This window comes from Neisseria zoodegmatis, from assembly GCF_900187305.1.
Taxonomy (GTDB): domain Bacteria; phylum Pseudomonadota; class Gammaproteobacteria; order Burkholderiales; family Neisseriaceae; genus Neisseria; species Neisseria zoodegmatis.
The window spans coordinates 914,719-931,286 of sequence record NZ_LT906434.1; the positions used below are offsets into that span (position 1 = coordinate 914,719).

Sequence of the window (16,568 nt, forward strand, 5' to 3'; positions counted from 1 at the left end):
GGGTATGGGCAATGTCTTACTGCGCGTTTTTCATCGCTTCTTTGCAGTATTGATCTACTTGGCCGGAAACATCGAAAACACCGTTATGGCTGCCGTCTTCCCTCTGCTGTAAATTAAAGCCGTCAATGCGTAAATCAACGGCGCGGGCGGGTATATGCTGCCCGTAAGCGGGGGCGGTTGTCCTGATACCGCTTTCAATCAGCTTATCACGCATCATGGCGGCGGCTTTACCATATCCGGCCAGCTTGGCGGCGGCCTGTGCAAATGCTTCTGCTGCTTTCAGATATTCGGGGATATGCTCATTCTCGATTTCGGCGGTAAACATTTCATATTGCGATCCAAGCAATAAACGGCGCAATTCTTCAATGCGGTTTGCCAGTTCCAAACGCTCGGCACACAGACGCTCTAAAAGCTCGGATTGCGCTGCCAAAATATCGGCCGCCCGGTCGGTTTGGTCTCTCTTGGCGGCAATGGCCGCATCAAGCTCTTTCACTTAGCTGTTTTCAAAATCGGTCTTGCCTATTGAAAGCAGGCGGGCAAAAAGGCTTTTCCGCTCGCTGCGTAAATGCTCGGCTTCGGCAACGGTTTCTTTTGCTACCGCCGTGCCTGTTTCTGTTGCTGCTATTTGAGCATCCAGTTCTTCCATCTGCTTTTGTGCTTGTGCAAATAATTCTTTTCTTATTTCAAGTGTTTGTTTTGTATATTGAAAATCCATTTTTTACTTTCCTTTTTAGTTTGCCAGCGTGTAGATACCGCGTTTAACGGTTTTGCCGCGTTTGTTGATATGTGGCTGCATGGTGCAGATAACGGGATAACCGGCACGCCGTAAATCCATGATACGGGCGTTAAATCCCATAATGCCCATCTGCGCGGCCTGATAGCTGGTTAGGCTCTGCCCGCTCTGCAAGATGGCTAGGATTTCGCCGCATTGTGATTCAGGGGAAAAGGGGGTATAGTTTCGGCTTGCTTTGTTGATGCCGTCTGAAATGCTGTTGCTGGTGTTTTGGGCGGTTTCGTTTTTCATGATTTGGCCCCTTAGATACGGTTTGCCGCTTGTTTGGCGATATATTCGTCTATTTCGCTTTCCAGCCAGCCGATTGCATTACCGCTGCCGGATAACTTAAACGGGCGGGGCATATCGGGGTCGTGGCGGCGGTTTTTGGGGTCGAGACGATACCAAAGCGTGCTTGATGAAATGCCAAGACGTTTGGTTACTTCGTTTTGTCGTAAGATGGTTGCCATAAATCAGTCTCCTGCTGTCCGATTGGGTGTGGTTGATGAAATATGGCTGCATTTTTTCAGGCAAGATAAAGAAAAAAAATGGAATCAGGATTTTGCTTAACCTGATTCCATTAACTGAAATGCTGATAAATAAAGGCTGAAAGGTAGATTACCTTTTATTAAATTTGCGGCTTTCTTCCCGTTGCTGCCCATTCAGGCCGGATAACTTGGGCTATCTTATCGGCCATTGTTTTTGATATTTCATGATTCGATTCCTCTTGAATCCATTTTGATATATCTCTGTTTTCAGGGTGTGTATCACGTTCTAGCGGGTTTGCGTTGCCCCAAAAACGGGAAAAAGCTTTATTGGCTAATTTCAATGTTAGCGGCTGCTCGTTGAAAGAAGCATTTGCCGCATCCTCCCTTAAATTGTTATCTTGCTGACGGGTAATTTGCCCGGCTAATGCCTGCATTCTTATATTTTGTATAGTTTGCTCCTTTTCTTTGTTTAGTTTAAGAAACTCATTAACATCAGGCAAATTAACCATACCATTATCTGATTCAAGAGAATGATTTTGACTATAAATAGTTTCAATCCATTCTTTAAATAATATTTTTGGCCAAAAAATATTATGCGGTTGTTTATAGTCTGTTAAAAAATCCTCGCTATAAAAATCATTATAAGTAGCAACATCTATTAAAAAACTTCTAGTAGGTGTTGAATATTCATTGCCAAATTCATCAAAAGTGAATGGTTGTAAAAAATTGCCAAAATCATCATATTCAGGGTCTATATTTTTGAATGTATCATCAAACATTTTTTTGTAAGTATTGCCTGCTGCGTAATGATCAAACTTTGCTCTCAATAAAAATTTTGCAATATCAGCATAATCTACGTCTCCATTCTCTATATGCAACAGATATTTGATTGCAAGCTCTCCATATATGTATTTATCTTCCAATTCTTTTTTATCTTTAAAAATCATACCCATTTTAAAGGCCTTATTATTGTATTTGGGGATTTCAGACGGCCTATCCCCGGCAGCCTGTTTCACTCTCGATCATCTCGCGGGCTTGGTTGTACCGTTCCCGCAAATAATCTGAATACCATTGCATCATCTCTACCCGCTCGGCCATGTAGTCCGTGCGGTTATAGGCGGCTCTGATTTTGTTGTCGTCGATATGGGCAAGCTGCCGCTCGATTGCGTCGGGGTTATAGCCCTGTTCGTTTAATAGACTGCTTGCAAGGCTTCGGAATCCGTGCGGTGTAGCAATGCCTTTATAGCCCATGTTGTTAATGATTTTGCCCGCCGTGTTTTCGCTGATATGGCCGCCTATGGCGGTGCGGCTGGGGAATAGAAACGGGCTATGCCCCGTGATGGCGTGTAGCTCTTTCAGTAGCTCAAGCGGCCAGTCTGCCAGTGGGATAACGTGCGGTCGGGGCCGTTTCATGCGCTCTGCCGGTATCGTCCATATTTTCTTATCAAAGTCGATTTCCTGCCATTTGCCGCCGCGTATTTCGGTATTGCGGGCGAAGCAAAGCATAATCAGCATCACACATATACGGTTTTGCTGGTGTGTATCGGCTAATATTAAACGGCGGTAAAACTCCGTCAGTTCTTCACGGGGCAGGGCGGGCATGTGTGCCGCTTCTTTTTTCGGTAAATAGCCGACAAGCGGGGAGGCTGGGTTGCCGTCTGTCAGTTCCAGCAAGGCGGCATGGTTGAAAACGCTGCCTATCCATTGCCTGATTTTTTCCGCCGTTTCCAATGCGCCCCGCGCGGCGATATGCTCGATTACGGCCTTAATATCGCTTACCCGCAGTTCTTTAATCGGGCGGTTGCCGATATGCGGGAAAACGTCCGATTCAAAATACTGCATGATACGGGCGGCGTGTTTCTCTTTCCAGCGGGGCAGATTCTTGGTGTGCCATTGCTTCGTTACCGCTGCAAAGGTATTCAGTAGGGCGGCTTGCCGCTCTTGTTTGGTCTGTTGCTTGGCTTGACTGGGGTCTTGCCCTGTTGCAATCAGGCGGCGGGCATTTTCGGCGGCTTCCCGTGCCTCTGCTAAGCCGATAACGGGGTAAACGCCGATTGCAAGCGTTTTTCTTTTTCGGTCTATTGAATAATCAAGCCGCCAATACTTCCCGCTGTTTGGTTTTACCAACAGATACAAGCCGCGCCCGTCTGTCAGCTTATAGGGCTTTTCGGCGGGTTTGGCGTTTTTTATTTGGCGGTCGTTTAACGGCATTTTTACGGTACTTTTTTTTACAGTATTTTTAGATACCGATAAAAGTACCGTGAATTTTCTGTTGATTCAATAATACGGGTGTAGATTGGTGTAGATGACAAAGGCCGTCTGAAACAGCTCTTTATCAGCCTGAAAGCCTTGCTAGGATTAGGTTTTTGTGTATTGGGGTAGATGGGTGTAGACGTAAAAAAACAGCCCGTAAAGGCTGTTGTTTTTTGAGTTTGGTGCGGAAGGAGAGACTCGAACTCTCACACCTTGCGGCGCTGGAACCTAAATCCAGTGCGTCTACCAATTTCGCCACTTCCGCACTAAATGAGCACGTGATTATACTGGAAACATGGCAAGATGCAACCAAATTCCTGCTTGAAAAAAGCTATAATCGGCTTAATTTACGCCAAGTAAGTAGCCGCCTGTGCGTTTTCAGACGGCCTTTAGTCTAATGAAATGCAGTGAATCAAAAGGAAAAACTATGCCTGTATTAAAAATTCAGGATTATTTACAGACGCAGGGATTACGTTTGCCGAAAGATATGGTGCACATGTCGTATCTTGCTGTTCAGGCTGTGATGAACGTGGGTCATGCTTCGATAGACCGTTCGGTATTGTGGTATGCAGATGATGAAGTGGTTTTATCGAATTATTTTGAGCAGGACGACGACAACGAAGCTTTGTTGAAGCAGGTTTTTATGGCTTTGGATTCCGTGTTCAGTAGAACGGATAAAGCAGCAAACGCAACCGTTTATGCGTTGAGGCCGTCTGAAAACAATCATCTGTGCTTGCTGCGTTTGGCGCAACAAGGCGAACATGTTGAGCAGAAAATGACTGTCGATGAAGAACATAGCCGCTTTTATTTGCCGGTGCGTACGGCGCAAACGGGATGGCTGAATCTGGTAGATGATGTGGATTCATGGTTGGAGCTGGACGAATTGCAAGGCGAGCATCACAGTCGTAGCCGCAGCCAAATTTCTTTGCCTGTTTGTACCGATAGCGGTGCCGTATTAGGCGTGGTTCATGTCGAATATCAGGACAAAGAAGCATTAAATGAGGAAACGCAAGCGGAATGGGTGGCGTTGTCGCTGGCGTTGTCGCAGCCGCTGAGTGAATTATTAAAAGTTGAATTATCGGAAAATAATGATGACTAAACCGATTAAGTTTGTTGCTTCTTGCCGTTTACCCACCGAGTGGGGCGTGTTTACCTTGCATGGTTTTGAAGAAGTGGAAAGCGGACAGGAACATGTTGCGCTAACGATGGGGAATATCGCAGACGGAGAGCCGGTATTGGCGCGCATCCATTCTGAATGTTTGACCGGAGATGCGTTGTTTTCGCAAAAATGTGATTGCGGGCCGCAGCTTCAAGCGGCGATGCAGGCGACTCAAAAAGCCGGGCGAGGTGCGATTGTTTATCTGCGTCAAGAAGGACGCGGAATTGGCTTAATTAACAAAATCCGTGCCTATCAATTGCAAGATCAGGGCTTGGATACGGTTGAAGCCAATGTTGCTCTAGGCTTGCCGGTAGATGCGCGGGACTTTACTTTGGCTAAGTATATTTTCGAATATCTAGGTGTCAAAGAGGTAGCTTTGCTGACCAATAATCCAGAGAAAGTGCAGGTATTAAGTGATGCAGGTATCAAAATAGTAGAAAGAGTGCCCTTGCAGGTGGGCGAAAATGCTGAGAACGAGCATTATTTAAACACTAAAGCTCAAAAGCTTGGGCATTGGTTTTAATATGCGTTTTAGTCATAAAACTAATTATATTTATATTTCAGATTCTTATTGAAAATGATGCATCGTCAGCGTAATTAATGCTTGCGTATTGAGTGAAAATTTGTTTTAATCACGTTTTAGCGATAAGCGCTACGGGTGATTAGCTCAGTTGGTAGAGCGTCTGCCTTACAAGCAGAATGTCGGCGGTTCGACTCCGTCATCACCCACCAAGTTTCTTGTGCGGAGTGGTAGTTCAGTTGGTTAGAATACCGGCCTGTCACGCCGGGGGTCGCGGGTTCGAGCCCCGTCCACTCCGCCAAATATTGAAAAGCACCTGATTAATCAGGTGCTTTTTTATTGCTTATTTCAAGCCTTTTGATGAAGAAGAGCTACTGATCTGAATAATTTGAATGTGAGGGCACTGTTTTGTTTTTGTATTGAAGAAAGTGCTTTGATCAGTATCTAAAAAACAGTTGATTAGGCCTCCTGCAAGAGCTTTATCATCCCAATGTGTAGCATTAAGCTTTTTCGTTACCCAAATCGATCAAATCTCATATTTCTTTGTTATTTTAATTCTAAAAATAATAAATAAATTTAATAACTTATAAATTCTCTTTCAAAACATAGTGAAATGTTAAAAAAATCGCATTGTACGTTATATTGTACAAAAAATAAGTTGCAAACAGGAATAATTGCTATTAACATTGCAAATTATGGAAAATGAACGTGTCTTAATACCCACTACTATCGTAGTGGTAATTCTATTGCATATATGGCTGATATTTTTGGCATGGCAGGTTGTGAAGCCTGCGCAAATGGGCGTGGAGCATATAGAGTTTGTTGATTTGAGCGATTTCGGTGGCGGAGACGGAAAGCCGGAAGGTGCCGGAGCGCCTGCTCCTGAAGAAACGCCTAAATCGGAGCTTGAAAAGCCCAAGCCTAAAGTTGAGGCTAAACCTCAACCCAAGCCCAAGCCTGTCGAGCAGCCTAAGCCTGAGCTTAAGCCTGTGATTACGAAAAAAGAACAGGCCGATATCAAGCAAGCTAAAGAAACGCCTAAGCCCAAACCTGTTGAAAAACCTAAGCCCGAAGTTCAGCAGAAACCGGTTGAAAAGCCGGTAGAGAAGCCGGCCGAAAAAACGGTTGAAAAGCCTGCTGAAAAACCTGCGGCTAAAACCAACGACAATGCTTCGGAAAATACTTCGGCAGGCGGTGCCAAGGTTACCGCGAAAGACGGCAAAGGCGATGGCAGCGGTTATTCCAAAATCCAAGGCAAAGGTGGCGGCACAGACGGCACCGGCGAGGGGCGCGGTTTAGGTAAGGGTGAGGGTAGCGGTAGTAAAACCGGTAGCGGTCACGGTGATGGGGATACTCGTGGCGCAGGTGGCCCGGGCGGTAGCCGAGGCAATCCTACAAAAGCAACAGGCTCAATTCCAAGACCTCCTTATCCTCCGCTTTCAGAAGAGAACGGTGAAGAGGGTACTGTTGTGCTCAAAGTGATAGTAGATCCTAGCGGCAGAGTTGTAGATGTGAAGATTTCTCGAAGCAGCGGCTATGCCCGCTTGGATAAGGCTGCGATCGGTGGAGCCCGTAAAGGTAAATTTAATCCCAAAGGCTGGACTGAATTTACGGTGCCTGTGAAATTTACCCTCTAAGATATTTTTAACATTCGGCAGGTATCTGTTTTATTCGAAAAAAATGGATGCCGGCATAAAAAGCTTCATTAATTTATTTTGTAGTTATTTTTGGAAAGAGTTATGAATTTAAAGTTAATTTTTGAATCGGGCGATGCCGTACTGATTAGTGTATTTTTCTTGCTGCTGTTTATGAGCATTATGACTTGGGTCATCATGATTGTGCGCGGTATCAAGCTGATGCAGGCCAAGAAAGCCAATCAAGCGGTTAAGCCGTTAATTTGGAATGCTAAAAATTTGGATGAAGCCGTGCAAAAAGCGCAGAGCGTTTCTTCTCCGATGAGCGAATTGACCTTGGAAGCGGTACGCGCCCATCAAAATTACTGCAAACACAAAGATACGCAAATTGCTGCTGCCGTGCCTTTAAATGATTATCTGGTAAGACAAATCCGTAACAGTATGAGCCAGATTTTGCGCAAGTTTGACGGCGGTCTGACTGCCTTGGCCTCCGTGGGTGCAACGGCGCCGTTTATCGGCTTGTTTGGTACGGTTTGGGGGATTTACCACGCGTTGATCAACATCAGCGAAAGCGGCCAAATGAGCATTGCTGCGGTGGCAGGCCCCATCGGCGAAGCGTTGGTGGCGACTGCTTTCGGTTTGTTTGTGGCGATTCCCGCTGTGTTGGCTTATAACTTTTTGGTGCGCGGCAATAAAACGCTGGCTCAGGATATGGATGCTTTTGCGCACGACTTTCATGTTCAACTGTTGAACAATAAGGATTGATGATTATGGCATTTGGTTCGATGAATTCGGGTGAAGAATCTCCGATGGCTGACATCAACGTTACGCCCTTGGTGGATGTGATGTTGGTATTGCTGATTGTGTTTATGATTACCATGCCTGTGCTGACGCATTCCATTCCTTTGCAACTGCCGACCGCTTCGGAAAATGTTCAACAGGAAACCCAGCCCAAAGAGCCTTTGCGCTTAACGATTGATGCCGACGGCGCGTATTTGCTGGGTGCGGAATCGACGACTAAATTGACGTTGGAAGAGGTAACCGCCAAGTTGAAGCAGGCCAAAGCGGATAATGAAGACACGATTTTGGCGATTGCTGCCGATAAAAGTGTGGAATATGACTTTGTTGCCCAAGCCCTACATTCGGCGCGTGAAGCGGGTATCGGCAAAGTAGGGTTTATTACCGAGACCAAAGCAGGTAACTAAGCGCTGAGCAATCGGTATTTATTTTAAGGTTTGATTGGAAAAAGGCCGTCTGAAAATAGGATTCAGACGGCCTTTGTTTATGTTGGTTTTCAGCGAAACCCGCTCTGCTCGTTTTGGCGAAGCTCACAAAGTTCGCTTTCAGACGGCCTCAAGCTGTTTCAGGATAAAGAAGAGACGGCATGATGGGTTTGGGTTGCATCAAGGCCGTCTGAAATCATCAGAATGAATCTTTGTGCAATCGTGAGTGAAACCATTCAATAGCGTTGGAAGCACGGCTTGATAAGGGAATGTGCCATTTTAGGCATCTTCGGCCACTTCGTTTTCTTCAATCAGGCCAACTTTCGGGAAATACAGCAAATCGTAGGTGGGTTTGTTGACCAAGTCGGCAAGCGTGAAGCCGTCGAGATAGTTGAGAAACGCGCGAATGCCGCCGCCTAAAATGCCTGCCATGCGGCAGTTGGGGGAAATCATGCACTGATTGTTGCTGCCCATACACTCAACCAGCTGCATCGGCTCGAGATGGCGGACGACGGTGCCGATGTTGATTTGGTCGGCGGGACGTGCCAAGCGCAGGCCGCCGCCTTTGCCGCGGATGCTGTCGAGAAAGCCGCCTTTTACCAAGGAAGTAACCACTTTCATCAGGTGGCTTTTGGAAATGCCGTAGGTGTCGGCGATGGTGCTGATGTTGACTAAAGCATCATCGTTGATGGCGGTGTAAATCAATACGCGCAGGCCGTAATCGGTGTGCTGGGTCAGATACATAATGATGAATGGCGGGTGAGTTTGACTTTGGGCTGTTATAAGTTTCATAATATATGAAACTTATAAAATAATCCAGCATAGGCACGACCATGAAACCTTTGAAACGCCATCCCGATTTAATCGAACGCTCGCGCGAGCATCATCATACTTTGGCATTGTGTGTGCGGATTTTGCGCGATGCCAAGCAGAACCACCGTGATGATATTGAAGCGCACCTGCCTGATTTGTTTGCGCATTTTGCGGCGGAAGAAGCGCAGTTCGCGCCGTATTGGGATAAGCTAGATCCGGCATTGCGGCAGCGTTTTGAGACGGAACATGCTTTGCTGCGCGGGCTGGCGGCGGCACCGCAATACGATGATGCGGAGTGGAATACCCGCTTTGCCACGACTTTGCGCGACCATGCGCGTTTTGAAGAGCGTGAATTGTTTCCTGCGCTCGAGCCGTTTTTGGATTGAATTGCTAAAGCCGGAGAGAAAAGTTTTCAGACGGCCTCGGTTTGTGTGTTTCGTATAGATTAAACAATGCTGCTGATTAAGGCTGATACGCGTTAAGACTTTTGTAGGATGGCCGTCTGAAAAATAGTTTGGCAAGGTAGGCGGCAATTTTTTGGACGCAGCTGCTTGATGCTTTTCCGGCATTTCGGTATGTGAAGATCACTGGATAAAAACTTATATAAAAGGAACTTACCATGAAAACCTTGTTTTCCCATCCTGTGTGGGCAATGGCTTTCCGCCCGTTTTATGCGTTGGCGGCTGTGTTTGGTGCCGTGTCGATATTGCTGTGGGGGTTCGGTTATCAGGGTACGGCGGACATGCCCTCGTTTTACTGGCACGCGCATGAAATGATTTGGGGTTATGCCGGTGCGGTGGTGGTGGGTTTTCTGCTGACGGCGGTGGCAACGTGGACAGGCCGGCCGCCTACGCGCGGTGCGGCTTTGTTTGGCTTGACGGCCTGCTGGCTGCTGGCGCGCATTGCGATGTATTTTCCGCACGGCGCGGCAGTCAGCGGGGTGTTGGGAACGCTGTTTTTCGGGTATGCGGCGGTGTGTATGGCGATTCCGGTGGTCGAAAGCAAAAATTCGCGCAACTATATTGCCGTGGTGGCGCTGGCGGTGTTCGGCCTTACCCATGCTGTGTTTCATCTCTATCTGGAGCCTTTTCAGGCGGCGGCGCTGCTGAACGGTATGCTGGCGGGTTTGATCATGGTGGCCGGTTTTATCGGCTTGGTGGGGATGCGGATTATGCCGTTTTTCACAGCCAAGCGTTTGGGCATTCCGCAGGTGTCTTCGCCGATGTGGGTGGCTTTGTCGGCTTTGGTGCTGCCTATGCTGGCGGCGGTGCTGATGCTTTTTCAGACGGCCTTTACGCTGGTGGGGCTGTGCGCGTTTGCCGCGGGCGTGGTTAATTTGGTACAGCTGTTCCGTTGGTGGCACAAGCAGGTGCTGCGCGAGCCGATGTTGTGGATTTTGTTTGCAGGCTATCTGTTTACGGCGCTGGGCTTGATGGTGGTGGGCGTGGCGCAATGGGTGCCGGTTTATCTGAGTTTGGGGGCGCACTTGATCGGCGTGGGCGGCATCGGTTTGCTGACGGTGGGCATGATGGCGCGGACGGCGCTCGGCCACACGGGGCATCCGATTTATCCGGCGCCTTCGCCGATGACTTTGGCGTTTTGGCTGATGGTGGGGGCAACGCTGGTGCGCGCGCTGGCGGCTTTTGTGGGCGGTACGGCTTATACGCACAGCATCCGCTTGTCGGCCGCTTTGTTTGCCGCGTCGTTGTTGCTGTATGCGTGGCGGTATATTCCGTGGCTGACGGCGCCGCGGGCAGACGGCAAACCGGGTTAACGTATGCTTGAGTTTCCGTTTGAACATGAGGCCGTCTGAAAAGATAAAACAGCCTGAACCAATCTTTTCAGACGGCCTGTTTGCGCTTAAACTGGCGGCTTGATAAAAACACCTTGGTTTAAGTAGAGGAACATCATGTCGCATCAAAAAATGAAAGCGGGTATTGTCGGCGCAACCGGTTACACAGGCGTGGAACTGCTGCGCCTTTTGTCTGCCCATCCCCATGTCGATGTTTGTGCCGTAACCAGCCGCGGCGAGGCGGGTATTGCGGTGGCCGATTATTTTCCCAGCCTGCGCGGTGTGTATGACTTGGTGTTCCAAACGCCCGATGATGCCGATTTGGCATCGTGCGACGTGGTGTTTTTTGCCACGCCCAACGGCGTAGCCATGAAAGAAGCGCCGGAGCTGTTGGCTAAGGGCGTGCGCGTGGTGGATTTGTCGGCCGACTACCGCATCAAAGACATTCCCACTTGGGAAAAATGGTACGGCATGACGCACGCCAGCCCCGAAACGGTTGTCGAGGCGGTGTACGGTTTGAGCGAGATGAACCGTGCCGAAGTGGCGAAAGCGCGTTTGGTGGCCAACCCCGGCTGCTATCCGACCTGCGTTTCGCTGGCCTTGCTGCCTTTGTTGAAAGTAGGCCGTCTGAAAGAAAACATGCCGCTGATTGCCGACTGCAAATCCGGCGTATCGGGTGCGGGGCGCAAGGCCAACGTGGGCACGCTGCTGTGTGAAGCAGGCGACAATTTCAAAGCCTACGGCGTGGGCGGACACCGCCATCTGCCCGAAATCAAGCAAACCATCAGCGGCCTGCAAAACGGCGTGGCCGACGGGCTGGTGTTTGTGCCGCACCTCACGCCGATGATACGCGGCATGCAGGCCACCATGTATGTGCACCTGAAAGAAGGTACCAACCCGCATGAAATCTTAAGCGGTTTCTATCGCGACAGCGCGTTTGTGGACATTATGCCCTCGGGCAGCACGCCGGAAACCCGCAGCGTGCGCGGGGCGAACCTGTGCCGCATCAGCGTGCAGCAGGCGCCGCAAAGCGACGTGTGGATTGTGTTGTCGGTAATTGACAATCTGGTGAAAGGCGCTGCAGGGCAGGCGGTGCAGAACATGAATATTATGTTCGGCTTTGACGAAAACGCAGGCTTGGGCAACACGCCGTTGCTGCCGTAATCCGCATCATGTTTTGCTTAGTTTGATTTCCAGCCCGTTATGTCGAAACCTTCCCTGCTGAAAAACCTGCCGTTTCTGCTCACCCCGCCGCTGTTATGGGCGGGGAACGTGATTGTGGCGCGGGCGGTGCGTAACGATATTCCGCCGTTTACCTTGTCGTTCGGGCGGTGGGTGATTTCGCTGCTGATTCTGCTGCCGTTTGCTTGGGCGGCGATGCGGCGCGATAAAGCTCTATATTTTCAGCACAAAAAAATGGTGGCGGCCACGGCGCTCACAGGCATTGCAGCGTTTAACACGCTGGTGTATGCAGGTTTGCACACGACCACCAGCACCAACGCTTTGCTGCTCAATTCGTGCATTCCCGTGTTGATTATGCTGATCGGCGCGGTGTTTTACGGGCAGCGGCTGAACCGTTTTCAGACGGCCGGGTTGCTGCTTTCGCTGTCGGGCGTGTTGGTTGTCGTGTTGCAGGGCAGCATGGACAATCTTGTGGCGCTGCGTTTCCACTCCGGCGACTTATGGGTGTTTGCCGCAGCGGTGTGTTGGGCGTTTTACACGCTGTGGATGAAGAGAATACCGGCAGAAATCAACCGCACGGGTTTGACCGCCGTGCAGATTATGTTGGGTTTGCTGGTGCTGCTGCCTTTGTGGTGGTGGGAGCAGGCCGGTGGTGCGGCGGTGAATTGGAACCTGCGTTCGCTGGCTGGCTTTGCCTATGTGGGCATTTTCCCTTCCGTGGTGGCTTATTTATGCTATACCGCAGCCATCGCCCGCTTGGGCGCGGTGGGTGCGGGCTTGAGCATTTATCTGATGCCCGTGTTCGGTACGCTGCTGGCGGTAACGCTTTTGGGCGAGTCTTTGCAGACCTACCATGTGGTGGGCATTGCGGCGATTTTCGGCGGGATTATGTTGAGCAACCGCAAATAAGCTTAATGTATCTTTTTTCAAACCGCGTATAATGCAGGCGTTTAATCGTTTTATTTTGAGAATCAGGAATTGAGATGAGCATTCAAGAACAAATCAAAGAAGTCGTAACCACCCACCGTGTGGTGCTGTTTATGAAAGGTACCAAGCAGTTTCCGCAATGCGGCTTTTCTTCGCGTGCGGTGCAGCTTCTTCAAGCTGCGGGTTGCGAAGATTTCGTTACCGTAAACGTGCTGGAAAATGATGCCGTGCGCCAAGGCATTAAAGAATACAGCAACTGGCCGACCATTCCGCAACTGTATGTAAACGGCGAGTTTCTCGGCGGTTCGGACATCATGATGGAAATGTATGAAGCCGGTGAGCTGCAAGAGGCATTGAAAGCGTAATGAACGCGCCGGTGTTTTGAATCATCCGTTTGGAGGCCGTCTGAAAAGTTTTTCAGACGGCTTCTTTGTATTCGGGCGTAGGGTGGCTTAATCCAGCAAAAACAGTTCGTTGCCATGTTGTTTCAGCCATTGTTTGGCGGTATCGGTATGGGGCGTGTGGCGGTTGACCGCTGCCCAAAAGCGCGGGCTGTGGTCGGGATGGGGAAGGTGGCAGAGTTCGTGGACGCACACATAGTCAATCACGAAATCGGGCGCGCCGATCAAACGCCAGTTCAGGCGGATGCCGGTGCGCTGCCGACACACGCCCCAAAAGGTTTTGGCGTTGCTGAGGGCGGTGGCGGCGGGGAAGAGTTGCAGGGTGTGGGCGTGTTGCTGCAAGCGCGGCAGCAGGGTTTCGGCGGCGCGTTCGGTTAAAAAGCGGCGCAAATGCGTTTTTTGCTGCGCCCACGGTTGTTCCGGCAGCAGAAAGTGCGGCGGTTGGAGGCTGATGTGGTGTTGCGCGTGGGTGCGGAGTTGGTGGGGTTCGCCGCGATACCAAATGTGTTCGGGTGCGGTGTGCGGCGTGGGCGCGGGCGGTGTGTGCTGCAGGGTGCGCAGAACGAGTGCTTCGTTGTGTTGCAGCCACAGATGCAGCTGCCGTTCGCTCAGAAAAGGCGGAATGTTGATGCGGATAGCGGCTGCCGACAGCGGGCGCAAAATGATGTTTTTCTTGGCGCTGCGTTTCAGATGGAGCGTGATGTCGAGGCCGTCTGAAAGGGTGTGGGCAAGCTGCATGGTCAAATCAGGCCGAGATAATACAGCACGCAGCCGATAATCACGGCGGCTCCGCCGGCAAGCAGGGCGGTGCGGGTGTTGGTCGGCACGCCTGCATCGCGCAGACTACGGTTGAAATAAGCTCCGCCGATCAGGGTAACCAGCACGGCGAAGATGAGGGCGGAATAGGTGTCGCTGTTCATGGGTTGGTATGATGTTGTTGGGTGTGGAGGCCGTCTGAAATGTTCAGACGGCCTTTTTGGCGGCAAACGGCCCGGCACCGTCGATTTTTTCCTGTTGGCTTTCAATCCAGTTTTCACATTGCTTCATCAATTCTTCAGCCGTGCCGCTGTCGTAGGCGACGGGCTTGCCGATCACGACGGTAACTTCGCCCGGGTATTTCAAAAACGAATTGCGCGGCCAGAATTCGCCGCTGTTGAGGGCGACGGGCACTAAGTCCATTTCAAACATCTGCGCCATGCGTGCGGCGCCGAGCTTGTATTTGCCGCGTGTGCCCGGCGGCAGGCGTGTGCCTTCGGGGAAGATGGTGATCCAGAAGCCTTCTTTTTTCCGCGCCATGCCTTGTTCGAGCAGTTGGCGGTTGGCTTGGGTGCGGTTGCTGCGGTCGATGCCGATGGTTTTGGCAAGTTTCAACCCCCAGCCGAAGAAGGGCAGTTTGAACAGTTCTTTTTTGGCCACGAAAACGTGCAGCGGAAAGATTTCTTGAAAAGCGAGCGTTTCCCAACCCGATTGGTGTTTGCTGCAAATAATCGAGGGGTGGTCGGGGATGTTTTCTGCTCCGACCACGCGGTATTTGAGGCCGATGATGTGCTTGAGCATCCACACCAAAATCAGCGCCCACGCCCGTCCGACGTGGTTGGCACCTTTGGGAATCAGGGCGGCAGGAATGATAACGGTGAACATCGGCGGGGTAATCAGCACCAATATCAGCCAATAGATCAGGTTGCGGATATATAGCATGGCGGTTTTCCGGTAGGTTTTCAGACGGCCTGATGTTCTGCCGCCTGCTGGCGTGCGTTTTCCTGCATCAGGTATTGCGAAAAAGCCAGCAGGTTGTCGAAGATTTGCGTGCGTTCGGGCAGGTCGTCGCCTTGGTTTTCGAGCGTTTTTTTGCCTTTGCCGGTCAGCACCAGCGCGGATTTGCCGCCGACTGCATCAATCGCCTGCAAATCGCGCAGGCTGTCACCCACCAGCCAAGTTTCGGCGGTATCGGCGTTGAAGCGTTCGATGATGTCGGTAATCATACCGGGCTTGGGTTTGCGGCAGTCGCAGTTGTCGTCGGCCAGATGCGGGCAAAACCAAATGCCGTCGATTTTGCCGCCGGCCTGTTGTACCAAGCGGTGCATTTTGGTGTGCATTTCGGTCAGGTCTTGCACGGTGAAGAATTTGCGGCCGATGCCGGATTGGTTGGTGGCCACGGCTATGGTGTAGCCCGCTTCGGCGAGAAACGCAATCGCGTCCATGCTGCCCTCGATGGGCACCCATTCGTCGACGGATTTTACGAAGTCGTCGCGGTCATGGTTAATCACGCCGTCGCGGTCGAGAATAATCAGTTTCATGGTTCGGATACCTTTTTCAGACGGCCTCAAGCATGGTTTGAAGCTCGGTAATGTGTTGTTCTAAAGAAGGGTTGTAAGTTAATGCCTGTTGCGGGTCGGCCAGTTTGTGCGTGCCGCTTTGTTTGAGGGCGACGGCTTGTTCAACGGCGGCGGCCAGTGTTTCGGGGCGCGCACGAGAGAAGAAGAAACCGGCATGGTCGTTCATCACTTCCGTGCAGGCCATGTTGTCGGCCAACACCACGCGCGTGCCGCTCAACACGGATTCTACACCCACCAATCCGAAAGGTTCGTACAACGAGGCCATGATGGTGAAATCGGCGGCGCGGTAAAGTTCGGGCATGTTTTTGCAGAAGCCGAGTTCGATGACATTGTTCATCGGGCGGGGCAGCGGCGAACCGGCCACGGCGAGTTTTACCGGCAAACGGGTGTGCTCGAAAAAGGCGGCGAGCATGTCCAAACCTTTGCGTTTGTGGCCGGTGGAAGGGAAGAGGAACACGGTTTCGTGTTCGCCGAAACCGTATTTGCGGCGGAGGTTGGCGGTTTCTTCGGGCACGGGGAAGAAGCGTTGCGTGTCGGCGGGCGGATACACGACGCGGATTTTGTTCGGGTTCACGCCGTAGAGTTCGACCAGCTCGCGCTGCATCAAAGCGGAATGCGCCATGATGGATTGGGCGGTGCGGTAATTGGTGCGGTTGCGGCGGATGGTGAGTTTGTCGAGCAGGGTGGCTTGCTGCTGCATACCGCGTAAATAGCCCAGATGCGTGCCGCCGCAGACGAAAATATCGGCGTGGTCGCTGGGATTGCAGGCGATCAGCCGTTCACCGTTTCGGCGCAGTTTCTGCAACTGGCGCGCAAAGAAAAACGGGCGCAGTTTTTTGGGAATGCGTTTCTGATTAACGGTTTGCGCGTCGATTTGCGCGTATTCGGGCAGGGAAGTGTCGAACCTTGAGGCATAAACGCGAACGGGTATGTTTTGTGCGGCCAGCGCGCGGACGATGTCGAAAGTATAGCTTTCCATGCCGCCGCCGCGGTTGAATCGGTTGATGCTGATGGCGATAGGGTTCATAAGGTTCACAATGATTCACATAAATGTTCAGACGGCCTCAG

Annotated in this window: 22 protein-coding genes and 3 tRNA genes; 12 read left to right on the forward strand and 13 right to left on the reverse strand. The window is 50.8% G+C overall.

Translation table 11 applies throughout. The annotated features are described in order from the left end of the window. Positions 1-16 precede the first annotated feature (16 nt). From CKV66_RS04185 to CKV66_RS04215, 7 genes are all read right to left on the reverse strand, one after another. Positions 17-493, reverse strand: coding sequence for a hypothetical protein (locus CKV66_RS04185; RefSeq protein WP_085364048.1), 477 nt, complete (start codon positions 491-493; stop codon positions 17-19). After that, on the reverse strand, positions 494-715 hold the full coding sequence (locus tag CKV66_RS04190; protein WP_085364047.1) for a hypothetical protein: 222 nt from the start codon (positions 713-715) through the stop codon (positions 494-496). 15 nt (positions 716-730) lie between these two features. Continuing rightward, positions 731-1,024: a helix-turn-helix domain-containing protein gene (locus CKV66_RS04195; protein ID WP_085364046.1), complete on the reverse strand. Its 294-nt coding sequence runs from the start codon at positions 1,022-1,024 to the stop codon at positions 731-733. 11 nt (positions 1,025-1,035) lie between these two features. Continuing rightward, positions 1,036-1,242, reverse strand: a complete 207-nt coding sequence (locus CKV66_RS04200) for a helix-turn-helix transcriptional regulator (RefSeq protein ID WP_085364045.1) — start codon at positions 1,240-1,242, stop codon at positions 1,036-1,038. Between the two features lie 158 nt (positions 1,243-1,400). Continuing rightward, positions 1,401-2,213 carry a hypothetical protein gene (locus tag CKV66_RS04205; RefSeq protein WP_085364044.1) on the reverse strand — a complete coding sequence of 271 codons (813 nt, stop codon included), beginning with the start codon at positions 2,211-2,213 and terminating at the stop codon, positions 1,401-1,403. 40 nt (positions 2,214-2,253) lie between these two features. Further along, positions 2,254-3,471 (reverse strand): tyrosine-type recombinase/integrase, encoded by a 1,218-nt coding sequence (locus CKV66_RS04210; protein ID WP_085364043.1) that lies wholly within the window; start codon positions 3,469-3,471, stop codon positions 2,254-2,256. Between the two features lie 222 nt (positions 3,472-3,693). After that, a tRNA-Leu gene (locus CKV66_RS04215) sits at positions 3,694-3,778 on the reverse strand. 162 nt (positions 3,779-3,940) lie between these two features. On the opposite strand from CKV66_RS04215, the gene CKV66_RS04220 reads away from it, so the two are divergent. The 7 genes from CKV66_RS04220 to CKV66_RS04250 all read left to right on the forward strand — a co-directional run bounded on the left by CKV66_RS04220 (position 3,941) and on the right by CKV66_RS04250 (position 8,031). Then, positions 3,941-4,612, forward strand: a complete 672-nt coding sequence (locus CKV66_RS04220) for a hypothetical protein (protein WP_085364042.1) — start codon at positions 3,941-3,943, stop codon at positions 4,610-4,612. Further along, the gene (ribA, locus tag CKV66_RS04225; RefSeq protein WP_085364041.1) at positions 4,605-5,195 is read left to right on the forward strand and encodes a GTP cyclohydrolase II; all 591 of its coding nucleotides are present in this window, start codon (positions 4,605-4,607) and stop codon (positions 5,193-5,195) included. Before CKV66_RS04220 ends, ribA begins: the two co-directional genes overlap by 8 nt. 133 nt (positions 5,196-5,328) lie before the next feature. Continuing rightward, positions 5,329-5,404: transfer RNA gene (locus CKV66_RS04230), tRNA-Val, on the forward strand. 12 nt (positions 5,405-5,416) lie between these two features. After that, a tRNA-Asp gene (locus CKV66_RS04235) sits at positions 5,417-5,493 on the forward strand. A 394-nt stretch (positions 5,494-5,887) separates the two neighbouring features. Beyond that, positions 5,888-6,829 carry an energy transducer TonB gene (locus CKV66_RS04240; protein ID WP_085364040.1) on the forward strand — a complete coding sequence of 314 codons (942 nt, stop codon included), beginning with the start codon at positions 5,888-5,890 and terminating at the stop codon, positions 6,827-6,829. 102 nt (positions 6,830-6,931) lie between these two features. After that, positions 6,932-7,591 (forward strand): MotA/TolQ/ExbB proton channel family protein, encoded by a 660-nt coding sequence (locus tag CKV66_RS04245; RefSeq protein ID WP_085364039.1) that lies wholly within the window; start codon positions 6,932-6,934, stop codon positions 7,589-7,591. A gap of 5 nt (positions 7,592-7,596) precedes the next feature. After that, on the forward strand, positions 7,597-8,031 hold the full coding sequence (locus CKV66_RS04250; RefSeq protein WP_085364061.1) for an ExbD/TolR family protein: 435 nt from the start codon (positions 7,597-7,599) through the stop codon (positions 8,029-8,031). A gap of 297 nt (positions 8,032-8,328) precedes the next feature. Here CKV66_RS04250 and CKV66_RS04255 read toward each other — a convergent pair whose 3' ends face one another. Then, complete coding sequence (locus CKV66_RS04255; protein ID WP_085364038.1) at positions 8,329-8,793, reverse strand: Rrf2 family transcriptional regulator; 465 nt, start codon at positions 8,791-8,793, stop codon at positions 8,329-8,331. 89 nt (positions 8,794-8,882) lie between these two features. On the opposite strand from CKV66_RS04255, the gene CKV66_RS04260 reads away from it, so the two are divergent. The 5 genes from CKV66_RS04260 (at position 8,883) to grxD (ending at position 13,128) form a co-directional block, all read left to right on the forward strand. Beyond that, positions 8,883-9,248, forward strand: a complete 366-nt coding sequence (locus CKV66_RS04260; RefSeq protein WP_085364037.1) for a hypothetical protein — start codon at positions 8,883-8,885, stop codon at positions 9,246-9,248. A gap of 233 nt (positions 9,249-9,481) precedes the next feature. Further along, the gene (locus CKV66_RS04265) at positions 9,482-10,636 is read left to right on the forward strand and encodes an NnrS family protein (protein ID WP_085364036.1); all 1,155 of its coding nucleotides are present in this window, start codon (positions 9,482-9,484) and stop codon (positions 10,634-10,636) included. Between the two features lie 135 nt (positions 10,637-10,771). Further along, on the forward strand, positions 10,772-11,818 hold the full coding sequence (gene argC / locus CKV66_RS04270; protein ID WP_085364035.1) for an N-acetyl-gamma-glutamyl-phosphate reductase: 1,047 nt from the start codon (positions 10,772-10,774) through the stop codon (positions 11,816-11,818). A 39-nt stretch (positions 11,819-11,857) separates the two neighbouring features. Next, positions 11,858-12,745: a DMT family transporter gene (locus CKV66_RS04275; RefSeq protein ID WP_085364034.1), complete on the forward strand. Its 888-nt coding sequence runs from the start codon at positions 11,858-11,860 to the stop codon at positions 12,743-12,745. A gap of 74 nt (positions 12,746-12,819) precedes the next feature. Next, positions 12,820-13,128 (forward strand): Grx4 family monothiol glutaredoxin, encoded by a 309-nt coding sequence (grxD, locus tag CKV66_RS04280; RefSeq protein ID WP_054599197.1) that lies wholly within the window; start codon positions 12,820-12,822, stop codon positions 13,126-13,128. A gap of 87 nt (positions 13,129-13,215) precedes the next feature. On the opposite strand, the gene CKV66_RS04285 is transcribed toward grxD, so the two are convergent. Genes CKV66_RS04285 through CKV66_RS04305 form a run of 5 tightly spaced genes read right to left on the reverse strand, consistent with a single transcriptional unit; the run spans position 13,216 to position 16,527 of the window. Beyond that, the gene (locus tag CKV66_RS04285) at positions 13,216-13,908 is read right to left on the reverse strand and encodes a M48 family metallopeptidase (RefSeq protein ID WP_085364033.1); all 693 of its coding nucleotides are present in this window, start codon (positions 13,906-13,908) and stop codon (positions 13,216-13,218) included. Further along, positions 13,905-14,084 carry a hypothetical protein gene (locus CKV66_RS04290; protein ID WP_085364032.1) on the reverse strand — a complete coding sequence of 60 codons (180 nt, stop codon included), beginning with the start codon at positions 14,082-14,084 and terminating at the stop codon, positions 13,905-13,907. The genes CKV66_RS04285 and CKV66_RS04290 overlap by 4 nt, the downstream gene beginning before the upstream one ends. 43 nt (positions 14,085-14,127) lie before the next feature. After that, complete coding sequence (locus tag CKV66_RS04295; RefSeq protein ID WP_085364031.1) at positions 14,128-14,862, reverse strand: lysophospholipid acyltransferase family protein; 735 nt, start codon at positions 14,860-14,862, stop codon at positions 14,128-14,130. 20 nt (positions 14,863-14,882) lie between these two features. Then, complete coding sequence (gene gmhB / locus CKV66_RS04300) at positions 14,883-15,461, reverse strand: D-glycero-beta-D-manno-heptose 1,7-bisphosphate 7-phosphatase (protein ID WP_085364030.1); 579 nt, start codon at positions 15,459-15,461, stop codon at positions 14,883-14,885. Between the two features lie 16 nt (positions 15,462-15,477). After that, on the reverse strand, positions 15,478-16,527 hold the full coding sequence (locus CKV66_RS04305; RefSeq protein ID WP_085364029.1) for a glycosyltransferase family 4 protein: 1,050 nt from the start codon (positions 16,525-16,527) through the stop codon (positions 15,478-15,480). Positions 16,528-16,568 lie beyond the last annotated feature (41 nt).